Raw genomic sequence first — 20,748 nt, forward strand, 5'->3', positions numbered from 1 at the left:
CCCGGAGGGCCGCCAGAGGCATCGCGCCCCGCCCTTGGGCGCGAACGCGAAGCCAGACCCACAGCAACCCGCCCGACACCACAGCACCACAGCACCACACCCACAACCACCACGCCCGAGCCCGCGCCCAAGCCCGCGCCCGAGCCCGCGCCCAAGCCCAAGCCCAAGCCCAAGCCCAAGCCCAAGCCCAAGCCCAACCGCAGCGAACCGCCCCCGAAGGACCACCGCAGCACTACACCAGGCCCTACGCCCGATCGGGCAACGGCACCTGCCACAGGATCCGGGTCCTGGCGTCGTCCAGGTCGATCGCCACGCTCCCGCCGTGTCCGGCGGCACGGGCCCGCAAGGCCGCCAGGTCCTCTCCGACCGGCTCGAAGCCGTCGCATTCGACCAGAAGCCGGAGCTCCGTGTCGGACTCGACATGGATGGCGGCGCGGGTCGCCGTTCCCCGCAAACCGGCCAGCAGGACCGTCGCGGCGGCGACCAGTTCGCCGGCCAGATCAGCGGGAACGGACTCGTCGAGGTGGCCGCGGAACCCCAGAGAGGGGGCGAAGCCCAGAGTCCGGGCGGCTTCACCGACCAGTTCGTTCAGGCGCAGGCTGACACCGGGGGCCGGGGCCGGCTGCTCCTCGGCCCCGAACACCGCCGTCCGCAGCTTGGCGATGACCTCGTCCAGGTCGGAGACGGCCGCGCGGACGCGGTCGGCGGCGGCTCTGCTCTGGATCAGGCCGAGCGCGCCGTGCAAGGACATGCCGGTGGCGAAGATCTTCTGGATGACCAGTTCCCGCAGCTCGGCGGCGATGCGATCCCGCTCGGCGGTGACTTCGCGCTCGGCCGCGGCGCGGGCCTCGGCGGCGCGGGCGGCCTCCAGGTCGGTGTGCAGCGCGATGATGCCGCGGTTGGTGGCCTCCAGCTCCTCGGTGAGCTCGGCGATCCGGCTCCTGGCCGCGGCCAGTTCTCCGGCCAGCTGCTCGGCGGGCAGCGGAAGCGCTTCGGACTCGGTCACGTCGTCTCCTGTCCGGTGCCTGTGGCACGCGCCACGAGGATCGCGGCGTCATCACGGCCCCGGGCGTGGTCGCGGTGCAGGACCGCGGCGACCACGGTGGGATGGCGCCGTGTCAGTCCTGGGTGTTCGGCGGGATCCCACCGGGTGTCGATCCCGTCCGTGGCCATGATCAGCGTGGCTCCGCGCGTCCACGGATGAACGGCCGGCCGGATGCGCGGCGGCGTGGCCTCGGCGCCGAGCGTGCCCGGCAGGCTGACCAGGTGCGGGCTGCTGGTGGCGGTGTGGACGCGTCCGTTGATGTTCCCGATTCCGCAGAACACCGCTTGGCCGGCGACCGGGTCGATGACACAGGCGCCCAGCACCGCGCCGCGGGTGCCGCGCAGTTCCTGGTGCGCACCGTTGACAAGGCCCGTGAGCCACGCCTCCGGGGCGGTGCCGGTGGAAAGGGCGGCGTGATCCAGGGCGAGGATCGCGGCGTGGGCGGCGGCCGCGGCGTCCGGGCCGTGCCCGATGCCGTCGACCAGCACCGCGCGCAGGCACCCGTCGGCGGCCACCGCGAACGCGTCTCCGCTGGGTCCCTCGCCGCCCAGCGGGACGTTGACCCCGCCCCAGACCCACGCGACGGCCTCGGGGACGGCGCCGAGCCGGGCCAGGACGACGGTCCCCCGGTCGTCGCTGTAGTAGTCGAAGATGCGGGCCCTGCGCCGCACCGTGGCCAGGCCGACGCCCAAGCCCCCCGGCGATCCGGGCGCGGGCGTGATCCGCGCTCCGGCCAGCGAGTCCCGCGCCGGCGCGGAGAGCCCCGGTCCGCGGTCGACGGCGATCAGTTCCATCCCGCCGCCGGTGGCCCGGGTGAGGACCTGGCCGCCGCCGGCATGGCGCAGGAGGTTGGTCGCCAGCTCGGTGGCCACCAGCTCGGCGTCGCCCTCGGGCAGGCCGGGCAGCCCCGCGGTCTGGAGGCGCACCGCGCGGCGCAGGACCCCGACGTCCTCCTCGGCTTCGATCCGGAAGCGACGATGGGCCGCCGGGGCGTCCATGAGCGGTGTCACCTGCCCCACTTGACCACCGTCACGGTCGTCCCGGCCGGCGAGGTGTCGATCTCCAGCTCGTCCACCAGCCGCCGGGAGCCGGGAAGGCCCAGGCCCATGCTGCCGCCGGTGGAGAACCCGTCGGTCAGCGCCGCCGCGACGTCGGGGATCCCGGGGCCGGAGTCGGCGAACGACGCCCGCACTCCGGACCGGCCCTGGGCGTGGACCTGCTCCACGGTGAGCAGGCCGCGGGACCGGGTCGCGTAGGTGAGGATGTTGCGGGTCAGCTCGCTGCCGGCGGTGATCAGCTTGGTGGAGTCCACCAGACCGAGCCCGGCCCGCTCGCAGGCGGCCCGCAACGCCTGGCGGACCCTGATGAGGTCGGCCTCGGTGGCGATCTCCACGGTGGTCACCGCGGGACCGGTCAGCTCGGCGGTCATCGATCCGATCCGCGGTCGGCTTCGGCCCGCAGCCGCCGCAGCAGCGCCAGGCCCTGTTCGGCGTTCAGCGCGGTGTCCAGGTGGCCCATCGGCACGCCCAGTTCCACCAGCGTGATGGCCACCGCCGGGGAGATGCCGACGACCACGGTCTGCGCCCCCAGCAGCCGGATCATGGCCACCACCCGGGCCAGCACCCGGGCGATGAAGGAGTCGACCACCGTCAGCCCGCTGACGTCGATGAGCACCCCCCGGGCGTGGACGCGGACCACCTCGCGCGTCAGCTGCTCCTCGATGCGGACCACCGCGGCGTCGTCCAGGTCGCCCTGCAGGGCGACCATCAAGGTGTCGCCGATCTTGAGGATCGGCAGCGTGTCGCTCACCAGGACACCCCCGCCGCCCCGGCCACGTCGGCCGCCGCCGCGGTCGCCGAGGTCGAACGGTCCCGAATGACCTGCAGGGCGAGCTGCAGCGCCTCCCGGAGCGTGTTGCGGGAACGCAGCCGCCCCAGATCGATGCCCAGGTGCACGATGGCCTGCGCGGTCTCCGGCCGCACCCCGGAAAGGATGCTGGTGGCCCCCATCAGGGTCGCCGCCTGGACCGTCTTCAGCAGATGCTGGGCGACCAGGGTGTCGACCGTCGGCACCCCGCTGATGTCCAGGATGATCACCTCGGCCTGCAGTTCGCTGATCTTCTCCAGCAGCTCCTCGGTCAGCCGGGCCGCCCGCCCGGAGTCCAGGGTCCCGATGATCGGCAGGGCCAGCACCCGGTCCCAGACCTGGATCACCGGCGTGGACAGCTCCATGATCTCGTCCCGCTGCCGCTTGAGCCGCTCGGCCTGCTCCCGCCGCTCGGTCACGTCGCGGATGGCCGCGCACACCAGCTTCCCCCCGTCCGTGGCCAGAGGGCTCAGGCTGATCTCCACCGGCAGCTCGCTGCCGTCCTTGCGCACCCCGAACAGGTCCAGGTCCATGCCCATCGGCCGCATCTGGGGCGCCGCGAAGAAGCCGTCGCGGTGGTGCACATGCCGTCCGCGCAGCCGCTGCGGCACCAGCACCTCGATCGGCTGCCCGACCAGCTCGTCCCGGGTGTAGCCGAACATCACCTCGGTCTGCCGGTTCACCAGCGCGATCCGCCCGTCCGGGCTCACGACCACCATCGCGTCCGGCGCCGACTCGAGCAGGGCGTTGAACATCGACTGGTCGGCCCGGCGCCCGGTGACGTCCCGCAGCAGCTTCACATAACCCGTCAGCTCCCCGCCGGCCCCGGTCACAGGCGCCACCGTCACCTCGGCCCGGAAGCGGCTGCCGTCCTTGCGCACGCGCCAGCCCTCGCCGTCGAACCGCCCGGACTCCCGCGCGCCGCCGAGCTCGGCTTCGATGAGGCCCTCGGCGCGTTCCTCTTCGGTGTAGAGCACCGATACCGGCCGGCCGATCATCTCCTCGGGCAGGTAGCCGGTCAGAGAAGCGGCGGCCCGGTTCCACCCGACCACCCGTCCCTCCGGATCCAAACTGACGATCCCGTCGCTGACCAGCGCCGCGACCGCCTCCAGATCCCGAAGCCGCGCGCCGGACTCCGGTCCCGATCCCTCCACCACCATGCCCATCCCACCGATTCGCTCAAACGGGTGAATACGGAGCCGATGCTATCGACGTTCGGTGCGACCTCCCATCCCGGTTCGCGTTCGCGCGCGTCACACTTTCCGGGTGATCCATGCGGCGATCCCGGCACGCCGGGACATACCGAGCGTGTAACCGGTTCCACGGAGACGTGCTCCAGCGCGCCTCACCGGTGAAGATGATCAGGAGGCTGTGATCCCTCCCAGCGGCGGAACCATGCCCGCAAGGCCGGCTGCCCGCCAGCCGACCTCCCCACCGGTGTGCGGCGGGACGCCGAAGTGACCGGGGATGCCCGTGGCGGTCCCGCAGTAGACGTCGACCTCGTCGGCGCTCGCCGTCACCGCGACCGGCCTGCCGTCCTTGGCGAAGCCGGACGGGCTCAGGACCACAGCGTTCTTCCACTGGCCGGCGGCGTCCGTCTGGAGATCGACGGCTGTGCCTCCCACCGCGATGTACGAGATGTCGTTGCCGAGGATGCTGCTGGCGGCTCCGAGTGCCGCGCCCTCGGGGATCTTCGCCACCGCCCAGGGGACCGGTGTCGGATCGCCTCGGAGACCGGCTCCCTCGGCGACCGGGGCCGCGACCACCTGGCCTCCGCGGTTGGAGTAGAAGAGTGTCGGGCTGCTGTCAGCCGGTGACACGGTCGCCGCGATGCCACCGCCCGGGAGGGATGTCCCGCTCGTGGTGAGTGTCGTGTCGCTCCACTTGCCGTCCGGGTCGCGCCAGGTGGCGTGGACGGCTCCGGTGACGTCCACCGCGAACACGCCCACCCCGCCGTCCGGCAGGGCGGTCGCGGCGATGGTGCCGCCGGGGACGTGCCAGGTGCCCGGGAGGGACTCGGTGGCGAGCGGCGCGAGAGGCCCCGTGAAGATGTCGCACGGGTGGTGGATCTCCGACTCGACGTGCATGCCCGACCACTGGCCCTGGCCGTCGGAGAACAGGAGCATCGTGACGGTCGGGGTGGCGACCACCGTCAGCGGTGTGCCCGGCCTCAGCAGTTTCGCGACGGTCATGCGCCACAGGGAGCCGCAGCCACCCCAGATCGCGCCGTCGTCGCCGACGAAGAAGGCGACCGGTGATCCGTCGGGCAGTCGGGTCGAGGTGACCGGCGCTCCGGGCGGAGCCGTCATCTTGGCGCCCACCGGGGCCGCCGACTGCCAGGTTCCGTCCGCGGTGCGGCCGTAGCCGTAGACGGTGCCGTTCGCCCCGACGAAGTACGCGTTCGCCGGCGGCTTGCTCGCCGCGGCCGTCGCGCCCGCTCCGCTCGCCGCACCCGCCGGTTCCGCCGCGTACGCCGACAACGGCGCCGCCGCCATCCCGACGGCCGCGAGGAACACCGCCGCCCTGATCCGCCATCGCCTGCGATTCTCTGTTGTTCCCCCGGTCACTGAGCCGCTCTCCTTTAGTAGACCCCTGATACGAGACGGCGCGGGACGCGTGTGCGCGGCGCCGAGCCGGGCCATGCTGTCACCGCGCTCTGCATAACGTCTGGATGCCTCCGCCGCCGCAGGTTGAAGCCGCGGATCCGCGTCAGTATCGTCGCGTGCTGGGGTGACAGCCGTGGACGCGGCAACAGACCAGGAACTCGCCGTCAGGGTGCTCGGACCGCTCCGGGCCTTCGTCGGGGAGCACGAGATCGAGCTCGGCCCGCCGCTGCAACGAGCGCTGTTCGCCGTGCTCGCTCTCCGCAGCAACCATGTCGTCTACCGCACCGAGCTGATAGACGCGCTCTGGGGCGAGGAGCTGCCCACCCGGCCCGAGGGCGGGATCCACACCTACGTCGCGGGGCTGCGCCGGGCCTTCGAGCCCGGGCGCGGGCGCCGCTCGCCCGGACGGGTCATCGCGTCGCGGGGGTCCGGCTACCTGCTGCGGGCCGCATCCGACGCGGTCGACCTCGCGCGCTTCGAACGGTGCGTCGAGACGGCCCGCGCCGCGGTGGGCTCGGGCGATCTCCCGGAGGCCGAGCGCCGCTACGACGAAGCGCTCGGGATCTTCGAGGGCGCCGCGCTCGGCGGCGTGCCGGGCCCGTTCGCCGCCGCGCAGCGCGACCGGCTCGCCGAAGTGCGGCTCGGGGTGGTCGAGGACCGGATCGACGTGATCCTGGCGCGGGGCCGGCACGCGGCGGTGATCGGCGACCTGCGGACGATGACCAGGGAGCACCCCCTGCGGGAACGCCCCTGGTCGCAACTCATGCTCGCCTTCTACCGCGCGGGCCGTCAGGCCGACGCCCTCGCGGCCTTCGACGAGGCCCGCGAGGCGTGCGTCCGCGATCTCGGCCTCGACCCCGGACCCGCTCTGCGGGACCTGCGTCAGCGGATCGTCCTCGGCGACCCCGGCCTGACCGTCCCGGTCCGCGCCGAGACCGCGGCGCGGGCGCCGGCCCCCGCGTGCCGGAACCTCCCCCGGGACATCGAGGGCTTCATCGGGCGGGACCGGGAGACCGACAGGGTTCTGAGTTCGATCGACCGCTTCGGCGGCGGCTCCGGCCGGAGCCCGGGTGCGCGGCCGGTCCCGCCGCTGCGGGTCTTCGCGATCGACGGCATGGCCGGCGTGGGCAAGACCTCGCTCGCCGTCCGCCTGGCCCACCGCCTGGCCGACGACTATCCCGACGGCCAGCTCTACCTCGATCTGCACGCCCACACCGTCGGGCAGGACCCGCTCGCCGCCGCGACCGCCCTCGACAAACTGCTGCGGGCGATCGGTGTGCCCGGGGAACGGATCCCGGCCGAGGCGGACGAGCGGGCCGCGACGTGGCGGGCCGAGCTCGCGGGCCGCCGGATGCTGCTGGTGCTCGACAACGCCGCCGGCGCCGCCCAGGTGCGGCCCCTGCTCCCGGGCTCGGCCGGGTCGCTCGTCCTGATCACGGCCCGGCGGCGGCTGCCCGGCCTGCAGGACTGCGAGTTCCTCAGTCTCGACGTGCTGCCCGACACCGAGGCCGCGACCCTGTTCGCGATCGCGGCCGGGGACGTCCGGCCGGCGGCCGAGCCGGAGGCGACCGAGGCCGTCGTGCGGATCTGCGGCAACCTCCCGCTGGCCGTGCAGATCGCCGGCGCCAGACTGCGGCACCGCGAGGCCTGGAGCGTCGCCCACCTGCTCGACCGCCTCGGCGACGAGGAACGGCGCCTGGCGGAGCTGCGGGTCGACGACCGGAGCGTCGCCGTGGCCTTCGGCCTCTCGTACCGGTCGCAGGCCCCCGACCGGCAGCGGATCTTCCGCCTGCTCGGCCTGTTCCCCGGGCCGGAGTTCACGGTGCGGGCGGCCGCGGCGCTCGCCGGGACCGATGTCCGGGACACCGACGAAGCGCTCGAAGACCTCGTCGACGCGCATCTGCTCGACCAGCCCCGGGCCGGGCGCTACCGCTTCCACGACCTGCTCGGTGTCTTCGCCGCACGGCAGTGCCGCGAGGAGGAAACCGAAGCGGCCAGGCGGGCGGCGATGGAGCGGCTGCTCGACTTCTACGTCCTCATCGTGGACGACGCCGAGGAACTGATCAGGCCGCATCGCCTGGACCGGGCGGAGCGGCCGCCCGGCGACTCCGGGGCACACCGGTTCGACGACCGGGCCGCCGCGCTCGCCTGGCTCGACGCCGAACGCGCCGGCCTGGCCCCGCTGGTGCGCGCCGCGGGGGAATACGGGCTCGATCATCAGGGCTGGCAGATCGCCCGCTACCTGTGGGGGTTCTTCGAGGCCAGGCGGCTGTGGGCCGACTGGATCGCCTGCTACGAGCTCGCTCTGCCCTGCGCCCGCAGGGCCGGCGACCGGTTGGCCGAGGCGAGGATCCTCGTCGGCCTGGGAGTCTGCCGCCACGACCTCCGCGAGTACGCCGAGGCGGTCGGCCACTACCGCAGGGCTCTTGGCCTGATGCGCGAGATCGGCTTCCGCAGCGGGGAGGCCGGGGTGCTGACCAACCTCGGCAACAGCTACCGGCGGCTGGGCGAGGTCGCGGAGAGCATCTCCTGCCAGGAGCAGTCGCTGGAGATCTTCCGGGAGTCCGGCGACCGGCCGGGCGCCGGAATCGCGTTGGCGAACCTGGGGGAACGGTATCGGGACGCGGGCCGGTTCGAGGAGAGCATCGCCTGTCAGCGGCAGGCTTTGGAGATCTTCCAGGAGTTCGGGAGCCGGGGCCTGGAGGGCAACGTGCTCGACAACCTGGCCCGCACGTACCAGTCCATGGGCCGCTACGACGAGGCGCTGCAACGCTGCGAGGAGGCCCTGGCCGCGCGGCGCGACGCCGCGGACCGTTACGGCGAGGCCGAGACCCTCGACTGCCTCGGCCACATCCATCAGGCCGCCGGCCGGACGGTGGAAGCCCGGCGGCAGTGGAACCGGGCGCTGGATCTGTTCGACGCACTCGACGCGCCGGCCGCCGCCGACGTCCGCGCCCAGCTCGCGGGCCTGGCCAGGAACGGGTAGGCATCCCGTTCCCGGCCAGGACCTCGGCGGGGCTCCCGTTCGGACCGGACTGCTACTGCACGGCGGCGGTGACCGTGCCGGCGACCACCGATCCGGCGCCGCCGGCCTGGAACCAGACCGGTCCCTGGGGCCCGAAGTGGATGTGGCCGGGGTACGGAGTCCCGCAGTAGGTGATGTCCACGTCGTCGGCGGAGGAACCGACGACGCCGACCGAGCCGCCCGCGGTGCCGAACCCGGTGCCGGTGACCTGCTTGGGCGCCTGCCACCGTCCGTTCACGCCAGCGGCGAGGAGCAGGGCGCCGGTCGAGGATATGTAAGCGACCTGAGTCGTGCCGTCGGCGGCCGACAGGGCCCCGACGTGAGCCGCCCACGGTGCCGGGTTCTTGGGGTCGGCGGGCAGCGGCGCCGGCTTGTCGGACAGGCCGTCGGTCGCCGGGTGCTCGACGTAGAGGCGCCCGTCGCGTCCGGCGTAGAAGATCGAGGTGGCACCCGGCGCCGGAGCCGAGCCGTCCGGGCTCACGGCCGCGCTGCGGACGCCCGCGCCGGCGGCCGGCGTGACCGTCGCGCCGACCCCTCCGCCGGGGGCCGCGACCCCGGTGGCGGTGAGCGTGGCCTCCTGCCACTGCCCGGAGGCCGTGCCCCACATCGCGTGGACGGCGCCGTCGCCGCCGGCCTGGAAGACACCGACCTCGCCGTCGCCGTAGCCGACCGTCGTGAAGTCGCCGCCCGCGGTCCACCACTTCGGGCGCGGTCCCGGGCCCCACCAGTGGAGGCCGTTGCCGCAGATCGGGACGTCGTCGTCCGAGGCGGAGCTGAAGCCGCCGGAGGTCCCGACGGTGAGGTGGACCGCGCCGCCGGCCAGGGTCGCCGACACCGGGGCGCCCGCCGAGGCGAATCCGGGTCCGGTGACGGCCGCGAACGACCCCCCGGCCGCGCCGCAGGACTCGTACACGGCCCCGTCGCCGCCCACGTAGTAGGCGAGCAGACGCCCCGAGGGCCCGCGGACGGCGGTCACCGGAGCGCCGGCCGGCGCGCTCTTGGCGGGGGTCACAGGCGTCGCCTTGGACCAAACCCCGTCGCTGTTGCTGCCGAAGACGTCGAGGCTGCCGTCCGCACCGACGAAGTACGCGGCGCGCTGGAGCCCCGTCGCGGCTCGGGCGGGCTGCGCGAAGGGCAGCGCGCCGAGAACGGTCACGGCGCCGGCGGTCGTGACCGCCGCCAGCCGGCGCCGTGCCGCACGGGCTGACGGGAACAGATTGATCATGGGAATCCCCCTTGGAGTGAAGCCGTCGAGCCGATGCTCGCCCTCGCCTCTCCATGCCTTCTGGACGTGGTCTGGACTGCGGCCGTCCCGATGTCCGGATAAGCCACCGTGCTGTCCGCATCGCCCCTTAGCCCGGCCCGCCCCGGTGCCTATCGTCGGAGTCATGACCGCACCCATCAGTACCGATGATCTCGCCAGCTACGACGAGAATGGCTATCTTCTTGTCAAGAACCTCATCAGCGGGCAGGAGGCGAGGGCGATGCGGGACGAGTGCCACGCCCTGGCCGCCCGCCTCGGCTCGGACACCGATCCGACCTGGGACAGCGCCCGCGCCGTCGCCGGTCCCGCCGCCGGGCGCACCTCGCTCAAGCACTGCCACGACACCCAGTTCCACTCGGCCGCGTTCGCCCGGCTGCTGGTGGATCCCCGGTTCACCGACGTGGCGGCGGCGTTGATCGGCGGCCCCAACGTCCAGCTGCACCACACCAAGATGTTCATCAAGCCGCCGGAGAGCGGCTCCCCCTTCCCGATGCACCAGGACCATCCCTTCTTTCCGCACGCCAAGCACACCGTCACCGCCGCGATCTTCCACTTCGACGACGCCCCGGAGGAGAAGGGCTGCGTGCGGGTCGTGCCGGGCAGCCACCGCAACGGACCGCTGCCCCACATCGAGGAGGGCAGCTGGCACCTGCCGCCCGACGTCTGGCCGCTCCAGGACGCCCGGCCGTGCCCCGCGGAGGCCGGAGACGTCCTGTTCTTCAACTGCCTCACCGTGCACGGATCGGGCTTGAACACCTCCGACGAGGCGCGTACCACGTGGCTGGTGCAGTTCCGCGATCCGGAGGACCGGCCCACCGCGGACGAGCACACCTGGTCGCTCGGCCAGGGGATGATGCTGCGCGGGATCGACCCGACCGCGCGAAGGACCGAGGGGTAGGACGAGGCGAGGTGACCGAACTGGCTCGGGCGGGTGCCGCCATCCCCCTGCTCAACGCCGTGCGGCTGGGCTTCTCCCTGGCCGGGCAGCGGATCGAGTTCCTCGACTGGGGGTTCTATCCGCCCGAGCCGTGGCGCAACTACCGGCACAGCCACTCCTACTTCGAGCTCTGCTACGCCTACGCCGGGCGCGGGGTGTTCCGGAACGGCGCGTCCGAGCATCCGGTCGGGCCCGGCGAGCTGTTCGTGGCCCGCCCCGGCGACGTCCACGAGATCACCGCCGACGCCGAGGACCCGCTCGGCATCGTCTTCTGGTCCTTCACGATGGTCCCGGACCGCCGTTCACGCGGCGCCGCGCCGGACGGCTCCGACACCCTCGCCGTGCTGGACGCCTTCGGAACCAGCCCGCTGCACGTCGCCCCGGCCGCCGACACCCCGCTCCCCCGCCTCCTGCTGTCCCTCGCCGAAGAGGCCGCGGAACCGGGGCCGGGCAGCGCGGACCTGCTGGCCGCTCTCGGCGCGGCGCTGGTCATCGGCTGTGCTCGCACCGTCGCCGACCTTCCCGCCAGCCCGCGTCCGTCTCCCACACCGGACGGACGCGCGGCCGCCGCGGTGGCGAGCATGACCCGCTACCTGCACGACAACTTCGACCGCCCGGTCCGGGTGCGAGACGTCGCCGCGCAGGTCCATTTGAGCGAACGCCACGCGGCCCGGCTGTTCCAGCAGGCAGCGGGGTGCACGATCATCGCCTACCTGACCCGCTACCGGCTCGGCGTCGCCGCGCAGCGCCTGGCCGACCCGGCCCTGCGACGGCTGTCGGTCGCGGCGATCGCCCGCTCCTGCGGCTATCCGGACGCCCGGCACTTCAGCGCCGCGTTCCGGCAGCGGTGGGGCGCCCTTCCCACGGAAGTGCGGGCGCGCAACGGGACGACACACCTCTCCATCACCGTGTCTTGACCCCGCTCCCCACCGCACGCTGCAGAAGAATGAAGACCAGCAGCAGCAGTCCGGTCACGATCTTGATCCACCACGAGCTGAAGGTCCCCTCGTCACTGAGGATGGTCCGGATCAGGCCGATCACCAGGACGCCCAGCAGCGAGCCGACCACGTAGCCGACGCCTCCGGTGAGCAGGGCGCCGCCGATGACCACCGCGGCGATCGCGTCGAGCTCCAAGCCGATGGAGGACAGCGGGTCGCCGGACTGTTTGTAGAGGACCAGGACCAGGCCGGCCAGGGCGGAGCAGAAGCCTGATACCGCGTAGACCGCGATCTTCGTCTTCGCCACGGGAAGGCCCATGAGAACAGCCGACTGCTCGTTGCCGCCTATGGCGTAGACCCGGCGGCCGAACTTCGTGAGGTGCAGGACCACCGCCGCGATCGCGACCACGGCCAGGGCGATCGCGGCACCGAGCGAGAGGAACGTGCCGCCGGGCAACGGGATGTGGAACTGGGCCAGGCGTTCGACGCTGCCGGCGTCGATCGGGATCGACTCACCGCTGAGCACCTGGCTCAGGCCCCGGAACAGGAACAGGCCGGCGAGGGTGGCTATGAAGGGCTGGACCCGGAAGTAGTGGATCATGCAGCCCATCAGGAAACCTCCGAAGGCCCCGACGGCGAGCACCAGGACCGCCGCCACCTCCAGGGGAAGGTGGTGGTTCGTCATCAGGACGCCCGTCAAGACGGTGCTGAAGCCGACGAGGGACCCCGTAGAAAGGTCGATGCCGCCGGTCAGGATGACGAACGTGGCACCCACCGCCGCCACGATCAGGTAGCTGTTGTTGATGAGCAGGTTCGGGAACACCTGGCCGTCGAAGGAGTACCGGTACGAGCCGAACTGGTACATCGCGATCAGCAGAACCGCGGTGACCACGACCGGGAGGCGGCGGTCGCCCAGGAGACGGCGGAGGGCCGACGCGGCGGACCCCGCCCCGCGAGCGCGTCCCGCGCCACTGATGATGCTCACGGTGCGACCTCCACGGACGCCGGTTCGGAGGGGCCCGCCGGGACGCGGGCCGGACGGCCGCGGCCGCGGCCGCCGACCAGGGCCGCCGCGCGGTCGCGGAAGTCCTCGGACTGGAGCAGGCAGATGATGATGACGACACCGGCCTCGAACACCATGTTCGCCTGGGACGGGATGCCGATGGTGAAGATGGTCGTCTTCAGGGTCTGCAGGATCAGCGCCCCGACGACGGTCCCGCCGATGCTGAACCGTCCGCCGGTCAGCGGTGTCCCGCCGATGACCACCGCGAGGATCGCATCGAGTTCGATCCACAGGCCGGAGTGGTTCGCGTCCGCACCGGGCAGGGTGGACGCGTCGACCAGGCCCGCCGTCGCCGCGCACAGAGCGCAGAACAGATACACCATGAGCTTGATACGGCGGGACCGGACACCGGCCAGACGGCTCGCCTCGCTGTTCCCGCCCACCGCCTCGACCAGCAGCCCGAACGCCGTGCGGCGGGTGAGCGCGGAGGTCGCCGCGACGAGGACGACGACCAGGAGCACATCGGTCGGCACGCCGAAGGAGAACCCTCCGATGCGGCCGAACGGCCGCGACGACTCGGTCAGCACACGCCCGTCCGTGACGAGCTGGGCGATGCCCCGGCCGGCCACCATCAGCACCAGGGTCGCGATGATCGGCTGGACCCCGGCCCGGGCCACCATCACGCCGTTGAACAGCCCCGCCGCCGCGCCGGCGGCGAGGGCGAGCCCGATCGCGGTGAAGACCACGGAGAGCGAGTTCTGGTCGGGGGCGTCGGTGATGACCTTGCAGGCGACCGCACCGGCGATCGCCATGACCGCGCCGACGGACAGATCGATGCCGCCGGTCGCGATGACCAGCGTCATGCCGAGCGCGACCAGGACGGTCTTCGCGCCGAAGTTCAGGATGTTGACGACACTGCCGTAGAGGTTTCCGTGCCGGACGCCGACGGCGAAGAAGTTCGGCGTGAACGGAAGGTTGAACAGCATCAGGGCCACGAGGATGAGCAGCGGCCAGAACAGTTTGCGACCTGTTATGGCGGACCAGTCGCGGGTCCGTACTTCCTGGAGAAGGGTCGTCATGTGTGAGCTCCGCTTGCGATGGTCTGCATGATGCGGTCGGCGGTGACCTCGGGACCGTTCGCCAGCAGCGCCACGAGAGAACGGTCGCGCAGCACCCCGATGGAGTGGCTGAGACGAAGCACCTCCTCCAGCTCGGCCGAGATGAACAGGACCGACATCCCCTCCGCGGCGAGCGACGCCACCAGCTTCTGGATCTCCGCCTTCGCGCCGACGTCGATGCCGCGGGTGGGCTCGTCGAGGACGAGCAGCCGGGGTTCGGTGATCAACCAGCGGGCCAGCAGCACCTTCTGCTGGTTGCCGCCCGACAGCGTGCCGGCCCGGGCCTCCGGATCGGCGGGCCTGATATCGAGGGCGGCGATGTACCGGGCCACCAGTTCGTCGGCGACCTCGCGCGGCACCCGCCGTGCCCAGCCCTGCGCGGCTTGCAGGGCCAGAAGGATGTTCTCCCGGACCGTCAGGTCCAGGACCAGCCCTTCGGTCTTGCGGTTCTCCGGGCAGTAGGCGATCCCCTTGGCGATGGCCGAACGCGGCCCGTGCAGCGGCACACCCTTCCCGTCGACCTCCAGGGCCCCGTGGTCGGCACGGTCGGCACCGACCAGCAGCCGGGCCAGCTCCGTCCGGCCCGAGCCGAGCAGTCCGGCGAGCCCGATCACCTCGCCGGCTCTGATCTCGAGATCGTAGGGGGCGATCCCGCCCTTCCGGCCGAGTCCGTCGGCTCGCAGGACGACGGCGCCGGGCGCCGCGCGGTCATGGTCGCCGAGCTCCTCCAGGACGTCCAGTTCCCGCCCGAGCATCAGCCGGACGAGCCCGACCTGGTCGAGCTCGGACACCCGGTACTCGCCGACGACGCGGCCGTTGCGCAGGACCGTCATGCGATCGCAGACCTCGTAGACCTGGTCCAGGAAGTGCGAGACGAAGACCACGGCCACGCCGGACGCCTTCAGCCGGCGCATCACCGTGAACAGCACCTGGACCTCGTCGCGGTCCAGGCTCGACGTGGGCTCGTCGAGGATCAGGACCTTCGTTCGCCCCGCGGCACCGGCCCCGGCCCCGGGCCCGACGGCGCGCACGATGGCCACCAGTTGCTGGATGGCCAGCGGGTAGGAGTCGAGCTGCGCCGACACGTCGATGTCGAGCCCGAACTCCTTCACCAGCGCGGCCGCCTCGCGACGCATGCGCCGCCAACGCAGCAGGCCGCCTGCCACCGGTTCCCGGCCGAGGAAGATGTTCTCCGCGACCGACAGGTTCGGGCACAGGTTCACCTCCTGGTAGACCGTGCTGATGCCGAGCTCCTGCGCGTGGTGCGGGCTGACGACCCGCACCGGCGCGCCGTCCAGCATGACCGTGCCGGAGTCGAAGCTGTGCACCCCCGTCAGAACTTTGATGAGCGTCGACTTCCCGGCCCCGTTCTCCCCCAGGAGAGCGTGGATCTCCCCTGGATGGAGCCGGAAGTCGACGTCCGTGAGCGCCCGCACGGCGGGGAACTCCTTGCCGATGCCCCTCATCTCCAGCACAGGTGTCGCATCCGCCATGCCGGCGCTCCTCTCGGTGCTCGCGGCTCAGTACTTGCGGTTCGGGAGGGCCGCGGCCGCGTCGGCGGCCATGAAGTCGCCCTCCTTGGTCTTGATCCAGGCCGGGACGCTGCCGCCGCCCAGGACGGTCTTGATCGTGTCCATGAGCTGCGGGCCGAGCAGCGGGTTGCACTCGGCGATCGCGTTGATCTTGCCCTGGGTCATCGCGACGAAGCCGTCGTGCGTCCCGTCGATGGAGACGATGAGGATGTCCGTGCCCGGCTTCTTGCCCGCCGCCTCGATGGAGGTGATGGCCCCCAGGCCCATGTCGTCGTTGTGCGCGAACAGGACGTTGATCTCCGGGTGCGCCGTCAGGAAGGCGGCCATGACCTGCTTGCCGCCGTCCCGGGTGAAGTCGCCGGTCTGGCTGGCCACGATCTTCCACTCCGGATGCGAGGCGTCGGCGATCTTCTTGAACCCCTTGGCCCGGTCGATCGCCGGCGCGGACCCGGTGGTCCCCTCGAGCACCGCGATGTTGACGGTCTTCGGCGCGCCGGGCAGGGCCAGCACCTTCTCCAGCAGGTGGGCGGCGCGCTCGCCCTCGGCCTCGAAGTCGGAGCCGACGAGCGTCACGAACAACGACGGGTCGGAGTCGACGGAGCGGTCCGTGAGGACGACCGGGATCTTCGCCGCCTTGGCTTCCTTCAGGACGGTGTCCCATCCCGTCGTGACGACCGGCGAGAAGGATATGACGTCGACCTTCTGCGAGATGTAGTCGCGGATCGCCTGGATCTGGTTCTCCTGCTTCTGTTCGGCGTCGGAGAACTTGAGCGTGATCGCCGCGGCGGTCGCGGAGTCCTTGATGGACTGGGTGTTCGCGGCCCGCCAGCCCGATTCCGAGCCCACCTGCGAGAACCCCAGCGTGATCGTCTTCGCGCTGGTCCCCCCGCTGGAACCGGCCGCCGCGGCCGTCGACTTCTTGGAGCATCCGTCGAGGGTGCCGACGGCGACAGTGGCTCCGGCGAAAGCGGCGCTGGTCAGGAAGTTCCGTCTGCTGAGCATCGTCGTTCGTCTCCTTGGCGTGGGAATGGATGATCCTTCTAGAAGCCCTGGGCCAGGCGGTGATAGGCCTGGTTCCAGCGCAACTCGTTCCGGAAGCGGGCCGCGTCGGTGGCGTCGTCGATCACGACGAGCTCGACACCGAGCATGTCGGCCAGGTCGATGAGGGTTTCGAGGCGGACGGCGGAGGAGTAGACCGTGTGGTGCGGTCCCCCGGCGGCGAGCCAGGACTCCGCGGAGGTCCGCAGATCCGGCCGGGGACGCCACACGGCGCGCGCGACCGGCAGTCTGGGCAGCGGCTCGGGCGGCGTCACCACGTCGACCTCGTTGGCGACCAGGCGGAACCGGTCGCCCAGGTCGGCCAGGCCGACGACGAACCCCGGCCCCGGCGCGGCGTCGAAGACCAGCCGCACCGGGTCCTCCCGTCCGCCGATCGACAGCGGGTGGATCTCGCAGGCCGGCCGGGCGGCGGCGATCGACGGGCAGATCTCCAGCATGTGCGCACCCAGGACCAGCTCGCGGCCCGGCTCCAGGTGGTAGGTGTAGTCCTCCATGAACGACGTGCCCCCGGGCAGTCCGGCGCCGGCGGTCTTCAGCATCCTGAGCAAGACCGCGGTCTTCCAGTCGCCCTCGCCGCCGAAGCCGTAGCCGTCGGCCATCAGCCGCTGGACCGCCAGCCCCGGCAGCTGCCGGAGGCCGCCCAGATCCTCGAAGTTGGTGGTGAAGGCACCGAAGCCGCCTTCGCCGAGGAAGTCGCGCAGACCGAGTTCGATGCGCGCGTGGTAGCGCAGGGAGTCGTGGCGTTCTCCGCCTGAGCGGAGTTCCTCGGCGACCGCGTAGGCGTCCTCGTATTCCTTCACCTGCGCGGTCACCCGGCTGTCCTCGACGCCGTCCACGACGGCGACGAGATCGTTGACGCCGTGGGTGTTGACCGAGACGCCGAACCGGCGCTGGGCCTCGACCTTGTCGCCTTCGGTGACGGCGACGTCGCGCATGTTGTCGCCGAAGCGGGCGACCTTGAGGCAGCGGGCCTCCGCGTGGGCGTTCGCCGCGCGGGCCCACGCCGCCAGCCGCGCGGCGACGGTCGGATCCTCGACATGCCCCGCGACCGTCTTGCGCGCGACACCCAGACGCGTCTGTATGTAGCCGAACTCGCGGTCGCCGTGCGCGGCCTGGTTCAGATTCATGAAGTCCATGTCGATGGTCGACCACGGCAGAGCCATGTTGGCCTGCGTGTGCAGGTGCAGCAACGGCTTGGCCAGGGCGTCCAGGCCGCCGATCCACATCTTCGCCGGGGAGAACGTGTGCATCCAGGCGATCACGCCGACACAGGAATCATCGCTGTTCGCTTCCAGCATCACCCGCTTGATCGCCACCGCGTCGGTGAGCACCGGCTTCCAGACGATCCCGACCGGCAGCCCGGAGGTCTCCAGCGCGCGGACCAACGTCCGGGACTGCTCGGCGACCTGCCGCAGGGTCTCCTCGCCGTACATGCCCTGGCTGCCCGTGAGGAACCAGGCCTGCCGGGTCGGGGAGTTCTGCGAGGCAGATGGGTTAGCGCTAACATCCACGGCTGCGATCCTCCGAGAGCACGAGCGAGTCACGAGTGGTGAAGGCCGAGACATTCGAGGTCGTACGTTACGAGCGGCGCACCATCGCCCGGTCCGGCTCAGGGGGAACGCCGGACGTCACGGGCGACCGCTGGGCCGCGTGGTGTGATTGTGTGCGTTAACAACTGCGCGCGTCAAGACCCTGTATTCGTCGGGGACGCGAAAGATCCCTCAGTCCGACCGCGGTGCGGCCGTACTCTGCCGCACGACGAGTTCCGGAGCCACGACCACATCCCGGCTGCCGTCGACCCGGCCGGCGATCCGGTCCAGGAGGAGCTGCAGACTCTTGAGACCCACCTCGTCGAAGTTCTGACGAACGGTGGTCAGTGGAGGCGTGTAGTAGGCGGACTCGGGAATGTCATCGAACCCCACAACGCTCACGTCCTCGGGAACCCGGCGTCCCCGTTCGTGCAACGCGCGAAGCACGCCCAGCGCCATGGGATCGTTGGCCACGAACACAGCCGACAGCTCACCTATCCGCGCCAGCAACTGGCCGGCCTTGTAGCCCGACTCGGCGCTCCAGTCGCCGGTCAGCGGCGCCACGACCTCGGCGCCCACCGCTTCCAGCGCCGCGCGCCATCCGGCCACCCGCCCCTGCGCGTCGAGCCACTCCGGCGGACCCGCCACGTGCCACACGGTCTTGTGGCCCGCCGCCAGCAGGTGCTCGGTCGCCAGGCGAGCGCCCAGCACCTGGTCGACACGGACGAGCGCTTCGGAGCGCTCGGAGTCGCCCTCCACGGTGACCACGGGGATGTCGCCGGGCAGCTCGTCCAACACCTCGCGCGCGCTGGCCAGGGGAGCGATGACGACGATGCCGTCGACCTTCTGGTCCACCAGGCGGGCGATCGCCTTGCGCAGCGACGTGCGGTCGAAAGCCCGGATACTCGCCGTCGTGACCCAGTATCCGGCGGCCTGGGCCGCCTCCTCGATGGCATAGAGCATCGACGCCGGACCATAGAGCGTGCTGTTCAGGCAGACGACGCCCAGGGTCTGCGTCCGGCCGGTCGCCAGGGCCCGCGCGGCCAGGTTGGGGCGATACCCCAGCTCCTGGATCGCCGCCATGACCCTGGCCCGAGTGTGCGGGCGGACGTTCGGGTGGCCCGAGAGGACTCTGGAGACAGTCTGATGGGAGAAGCCGGCCAGCTCGGCGACATCGCTCATCGACGGTGCGCGCCCGCTCGGGGAGAGTTGCGCGTTCCCCTCCGCCTCCCCCGCCGGCGGCTCCGATGGGCTCGTCGGCCTCGTCGACGGTCTCGCCACCCGCTGCCTTCCCGCCACTTCGCTCCTCATTCACCCTCATGCCGCCGACAGAACGGCTCCGGCCCAAGACTAGCCGTGCGGGCCTCCCGGGCGGGACCGGCCACTCCCCGGCGGGTCGACAGATGGCCGTCTTTTGTCTGTTATCGCTAACAGCACGGCTCATGTCAAGGACGGGGTGATAGGCCGTCAAGGACGGCCCATCCCGGCCCCAAGCCACCCACCTCAGCGCCTTTGCGGTGATCCAGGAGTGCAGCCGACGCCTTCGCCGCGGACCGCATGACGAGTCGCCGAAGTTATCGCTAACAACCTCCGGCGCGGCTCGACGTCACTGAGGGATCGCAGAGTGCTGCGGGCGTGGAAAAAGGCCAAGGGCCGGGCCACGCGGCTGGCATCATGACCGGCATGGATGTCGGCCTGCTCGCCGTAGCCCCCGTGGACAAGCCTGTCATCGCCAACCTGCTACAGCTGTACCTGCACGACTTTTCGGAGTACGAGCCTCGGGAGCTCTCGCCACAGGGCACGTTCGAGTACTCATGGCTCGACAGCTACTTCACCACGCCGGGCCGGGAAGCGTACCTGATCACCGTCGCCGACCGACCTGCCGGCTTCGCGCTCACCCGGTGTGACGTGGACGGGGACGACGGCGCATGGAACGTCAGCGAGTTCTTCGTCGTCCGCGGACACCGCCGCCAAGGCGTAGCGGCACAGGCCGCTCGGCTTCTGTTCCAGCGCCACCCCGGGCCGTGGACGCTCTCATACCTGCTCGCCAACACCCCCGCGTCGCGCTTCTGGCCGAAGCTGGTCAGCGCGGTGGCGCATGGGCCGGTTTCCCACCACGAACAGCGACCACCCGAGGTACCGGCACCGAGAATCCGGCTGCGCTTCCCCATCAGCGCTCACCAGCCGTGACTCACGCCAGCACGGTCTAGCTCGCAGAGCCCTAATGAATCAAGGGCAACAGAATCCCTCCACGTTCCACCCACGCGCTCGCCGCACTTTGATCGAAGTCTGCGACGGCGAGTGCCTGGATCAGAGTCGCAAGGTAGGTGAAGGCCTCGATCATGACGGGGTCATCGACCAAGCCGGCTTCCCATGCCATCTCCGGCTCGGACGAGCCGATGTCGACGACGCCGAGGTCTCGTTCGCATAGTGACGAGTACAGCGGCGAGAGGACGTATTCGAGCATGTCGCCAGATCCGACGATGTCGCCGAGCGTGAGCCGGAGTGAGGTGTCGGCACAAATCAGACTGGCTTGGAGGTACAGCCCGTCCGGTGCCGAGACCTCGCCGGCGGCGTCGACCACGGTCTGCAATTCGTCCAGAAGACCTTGAGCGCGGCCTTCCAGAGTCGACCCGAAGGCTAGGAGGAATGAGGCTTCCAGCGCTTCACCGACTACACTCCCACCCGGAATCCGCGTCAATATCTCAGCGGAGGCCGGATATACGGCCTTGCCGGCGATGGCATACAATGCCGCCTGCCGAGTGGGCTGCAGCTCGTCGATCTGGCTGGCGAGCGCCTTGAGATCTTCCCGGTAGCCGGGCATTC

Annotated in this window: 18 protein-coding genes; 4 read left to right on the top strand and 14 right to left on the bottom strand. The window is 71.4% G+C overall.

The window, feature by feature from the left end; all coding sequences use genetic code 11:
• Positions 1-244: 244 nt before the first annotated feature.
• From ABD466_RS37540 to ABD466_RS37565, 6 genes are all read right to left on the bottom strand, one after another.
• Positions 245-1,006 carry a sensor histidine kinase gene (locus ABD466_RS37540; protein WP_344662034.1) on the bottom strand — a complete coding sequence of 254 codons (762 nt, stop codon included), beginning with the start codon at positions 1,004-1,006 and terminating at the stop codon, positions 245-247.
• Positions 1,003-2,043 (bottom strand): SpoIIE family protein phosphatase, encoded by a 1,041-nt coding sequence (locus tag ABD466_RS37545; protein WP_344662035.1) that lies wholly within the window; start codon positions 2,041-2,043, stop codon positions 1,003-1,005. The genes ABD466_RS37540 and ABD466_RS37545 overlap by 4 nt, the downstream gene beginning before the upstream one ends.
• A gap of 8 nt (positions 2,044-2,051) precedes the next feature.
• Positions 2,052-2,474, bottom strand: a complete 423-nt coding sequence (locus ABD466_RS37550) for an anti-sigma regulatory factor (RefSeq protein ID WP_344662036.1) — start codon at positions 2,472-2,474, stop codon at positions 2,052-2,054.
• Positions 2,471-2,854, bottom strand: coding sequence for an STAS domain-containing protein (locus tag ABD466_RS37555; protein WP_344662037.1), 384 nt, complete (start codon positions 2,852-2,854; stop codon positions 2,471-2,473). The genes ABD466_RS37550 and ABD466_RS37555 overlap by 4 nt, the downstream gene beginning before the upstream one ends.
• Positions 2,851-4,077, bottom strand: a complete 1,227-nt coding sequence (locus ABD466_RS37560; protein WP_344662038.1) for a PAS domain S-box protein — start codon at positions 4,075-4,077, stop codon at positions 2,851-2,853. The genes ABD466_RS37555 and ABD466_RS37560 overlap by 4 nt, the downstream gene beginning before the upstream one ends.
• Positions 4,078-4,272: 195 nt before the next feature.
• On the bottom strand, positions 4,273-5,478 hold the full coding sequence (locus tag ABD466_RS37565) for a hypothetical protein (RefSeq protein WP_344662039.1): 1,206 nt from the start codon (positions 5,476-5,478) through the stop codon (positions 4,273-4,275).
• 172 nt (positions 5,479-5,650) lie between these two features.
• Between ABD466_RS37565 and ABD466_RS37570 the strand changes: the two genes are divergently transcribed.
• Positions 5,651-8,503 (top strand): AfsR/SARP family transcriptional regulator, encoded by a 2,853-nt coding sequence (locus tag ABD466_RS37570; protein WP_344662040.1) that lies wholly within the window; start codon positions 5,651-5,653, stop codon positions 8,501-8,503.
• 52 nt (positions 8,504-8,555) lie between these two features.
• On the opposite strand, the gene ABD466_RS37575 is transcribed toward ABD466_RS37570, so the two are convergent.
• Entirely contained in the window at positions 8,556-9,767 is a 1,212-nt protein-coding gene (locus ABD466_RS37575) for a PLL family lectin (RefSeq protein WP_344662041.1), read from the bottom strand.
• Between the two features lie 163 nt (positions 9,768-9,930).
• On the opposite strand from ABD466_RS37575, the gene ABD466_RS37580 reads away from it, so the two are divergent.
• Positions 9,931-10,704, top strand: a complete 774-nt coding sequence (locus ABD466_RS37580; protein ID WP_344662042.1) for a phytanoyl-CoA dioxygenase family protein — start codon at positions 9,931-9,933, stop codon at positions 10,702-10,704.
• A gap of 11 nt (positions 10,705-10,715) precedes the next feature.
• Entirely contained in the window at positions 10,716-11,660 is a 945-nt protein-coding gene (locus tag ABD466_RS37585; protein WP_344662043.1) for an AraC family transcriptional regulator, read from the top strand.
• Here ABD466_RS37585 and yjfF read toward each other — a convergent pair.
• The 6 genes from yjfF to ABD466_RS37615 all read right to left on the bottom strand — a co-directional run bounded on the left by yjfF (position 11,647) and on the right by ABD466_RS37615 (position 19,104).
• Entirely contained in the window at positions 11,647-12,660 is a 1,014-nt protein-coding gene (gene yjfF / locus ABD466_RS37590; RefSeq protein WP_344662073.1) for a galactofuranose ABC transporter, permease protein YjfF, read from the bottom strand. The two genes, ABD466_RS37585 and yjfF, sit on opposite strands and share 14 nt — an antisense overlap.
• Positions 12,661-12,662: 2 nt before the next feature.
• The gene (locus ABD466_RS37595; protein ID WP_344662044.1) at positions 12,663-13,763 is read right to left on the bottom strand and encodes an ABC transporter permease; all 1,101 of its coding nucleotides are present in this window, start codon (positions 13,761-13,763) and stop codon (positions 12,663-12,665) included.
• A complete protein-coding gene (locus tag ABD466_RS37600; protein ID WP_344662045.1) occupies positions 13,760-15,295 on the bottom strand; it encodes a sugar ABC transporter ATP-binding protein in 1,536 nt (511 codons plus the stop codon). Before ABD466_RS37600 ends, ABD466_RS37595 begins: the two co-directional genes overlap by 4 nt.
• Before the next feature lie 27 nt (positions 15,296-15,322).
• Complete coding sequence (locus tag ABD466_RS37605) at positions 15,323-16,336, bottom strand: ABC transporter substrate-binding protein (protein ID WP_344662046.1); 1,014 nt, start codon at positions 16,334-16,336, stop codon at positions 15,323-15,325.
• A gap of 38 nt (positions 16,337-16,374) precedes the next feature.
• On the bottom strand, positions 16,375-17,904 hold the full coding sequence (araA, locus tag ABD466_RS37610; protein WP_344662047.1) for an L-arabinose isomerase: 1,530 nt from the start codon (positions 17,902-17,904) through the stop codon (positions 16,375-16,377).
• 210 nt (positions 17,905-18,114) lie between these two features.
• The gene (locus ABD466_RS37615) at positions 18,115-19,104 is read right to left on the bottom strand and encodes a LacI family DNA-binding transcriptional regulator (protein ID WP_344662048.1); all 990 of its coding nucleotides are present in this window, start codon (positions 19,102-19,104) and stop codon (positions 18,115-18,117) included.
• A gap of 492 nt (positions 19,105-19,596) precedes the next feature.
• Here ABD466_RS37615 and ABD466_RS37620 point away from each other — a divergent pair, with 492 nt between their 5' ends.
• On the top strand, positions 19,597-20,112 hold the full coding sequence (locus ABD466_RS37620) for a GNAT family N-acetyltransferase (protein WP_344662049.1): 516 nt from the start codon (positions 19,597-19,599) through the stop codon (positions 20,110-20,112).
• Positions 20,113-20,143: 31 nt separating this feature from the next.
• Here the strand turns inward: ABD466_RS37620 and ABD466_RS37625 are convergent, their stop codons facing one another.
• Positions 20,144-20,746 (bottom strand): hypothetical protein, encoded by a 603-nt coding sequence (locus ABD466_RS37625; protein WP_344662050.1) that lies wholly within the window; start codon positions 20,744-20,746, stop codon positions 20,144-20,146.
• Between the last annotated feature and the right edge of the window lie 2 nt (positions 20,747-20,748).

This window comes from Catenulispora subtropica (genome assembly GCF_039531675.1).
GTDB classification, from domain to species: domain Bacteria; phylum Actinomycetota; class Actinomycetes; order Streptomycetales; family Catenulisporaceae; genus Catenulispora; species Catenulispora subtropica.

Bases quoted from the DNA above. Each gene is read 5' to 3' on its own strand.
- ABD466_RS37615 (WP_344662048.1), bottom strand. From the start codon at position 19,104: ATGAGCGATGTCGCCGAGCTGGCCGGCTTCTCCCATCAGACTGTCTCC.
- ABD466_RS37575 (WP_344662041.1), bottom strand. From the start codon at position 9,767: ATGATCAATCTGTTCCCGTCAGCCCGTGCGGCACGGCGCCGGCTGGCG.
- ABD466_RS37545 (WP_344662035.1), bottom strand. From the start codon at position 2,043: ATGGACGCCCCGGCGGCCCATCGTCGCTTCCGGATCGAAGCCGAGGAG.
- ABD466_RS37620 (WP_344662049.1), top strand. From the start codon at position 19,597: ATGACCGGCATGGATGTCGGCCTGCTCGCCGTAGCCCCCGTGGACAAG.
- ABD466_RS37560 (WP_344662038.1), bottom strand. From the start codon at position 4,077: ATGGGCATGGTGGTGGAGGGATCGGGACCGGAGTCCGGCGCGCGGCTT.
- ABD466_RS37625 (WP_344662050.1), bottom strand. From the start codon at position 20,746: ATGCCCGGCTACCGGGAAGATCTCAAGGCGCTCGCCAGCCAGATCGAC.
- ABD466_RS37595 (WP_344662044.1), bottom strand. From the start codon at position 13,763: ATGACGACCCTTCTCCAGGAAGTACGGACCCGCGACTGGTCCGCCATA.
- ABD466_RS37580 (WP_344662042.1), top strand. From the start codon at position 9,931: ATGACCGCACCCATCAGTACCGATGATCTCGCCAGCTACGACGAGAAT.
- ABD466_RS37605 (WP_344662046.1), bottom strand. From the start codon at position 16,336: ATGCTCAGCAGACGGAACTTCCTGACCAGCGCCGCTTTCGCCGGAGCC.
- ABD466_RS37600 (WP_344662045.1), bottom strand. From the start codon at position 15,295: ATGGCGGATGCGACACCTGTGCTGGAGATGAGGGGCATCGGCAAGGAG.
- ABD466_RS37550 (WP_344662036.1), bottom strand. From the start codon at position 2,474: ATGACCGCCGAGCTGACCGGTCCCGCGGTGACCACCGTGGAGATCGCC.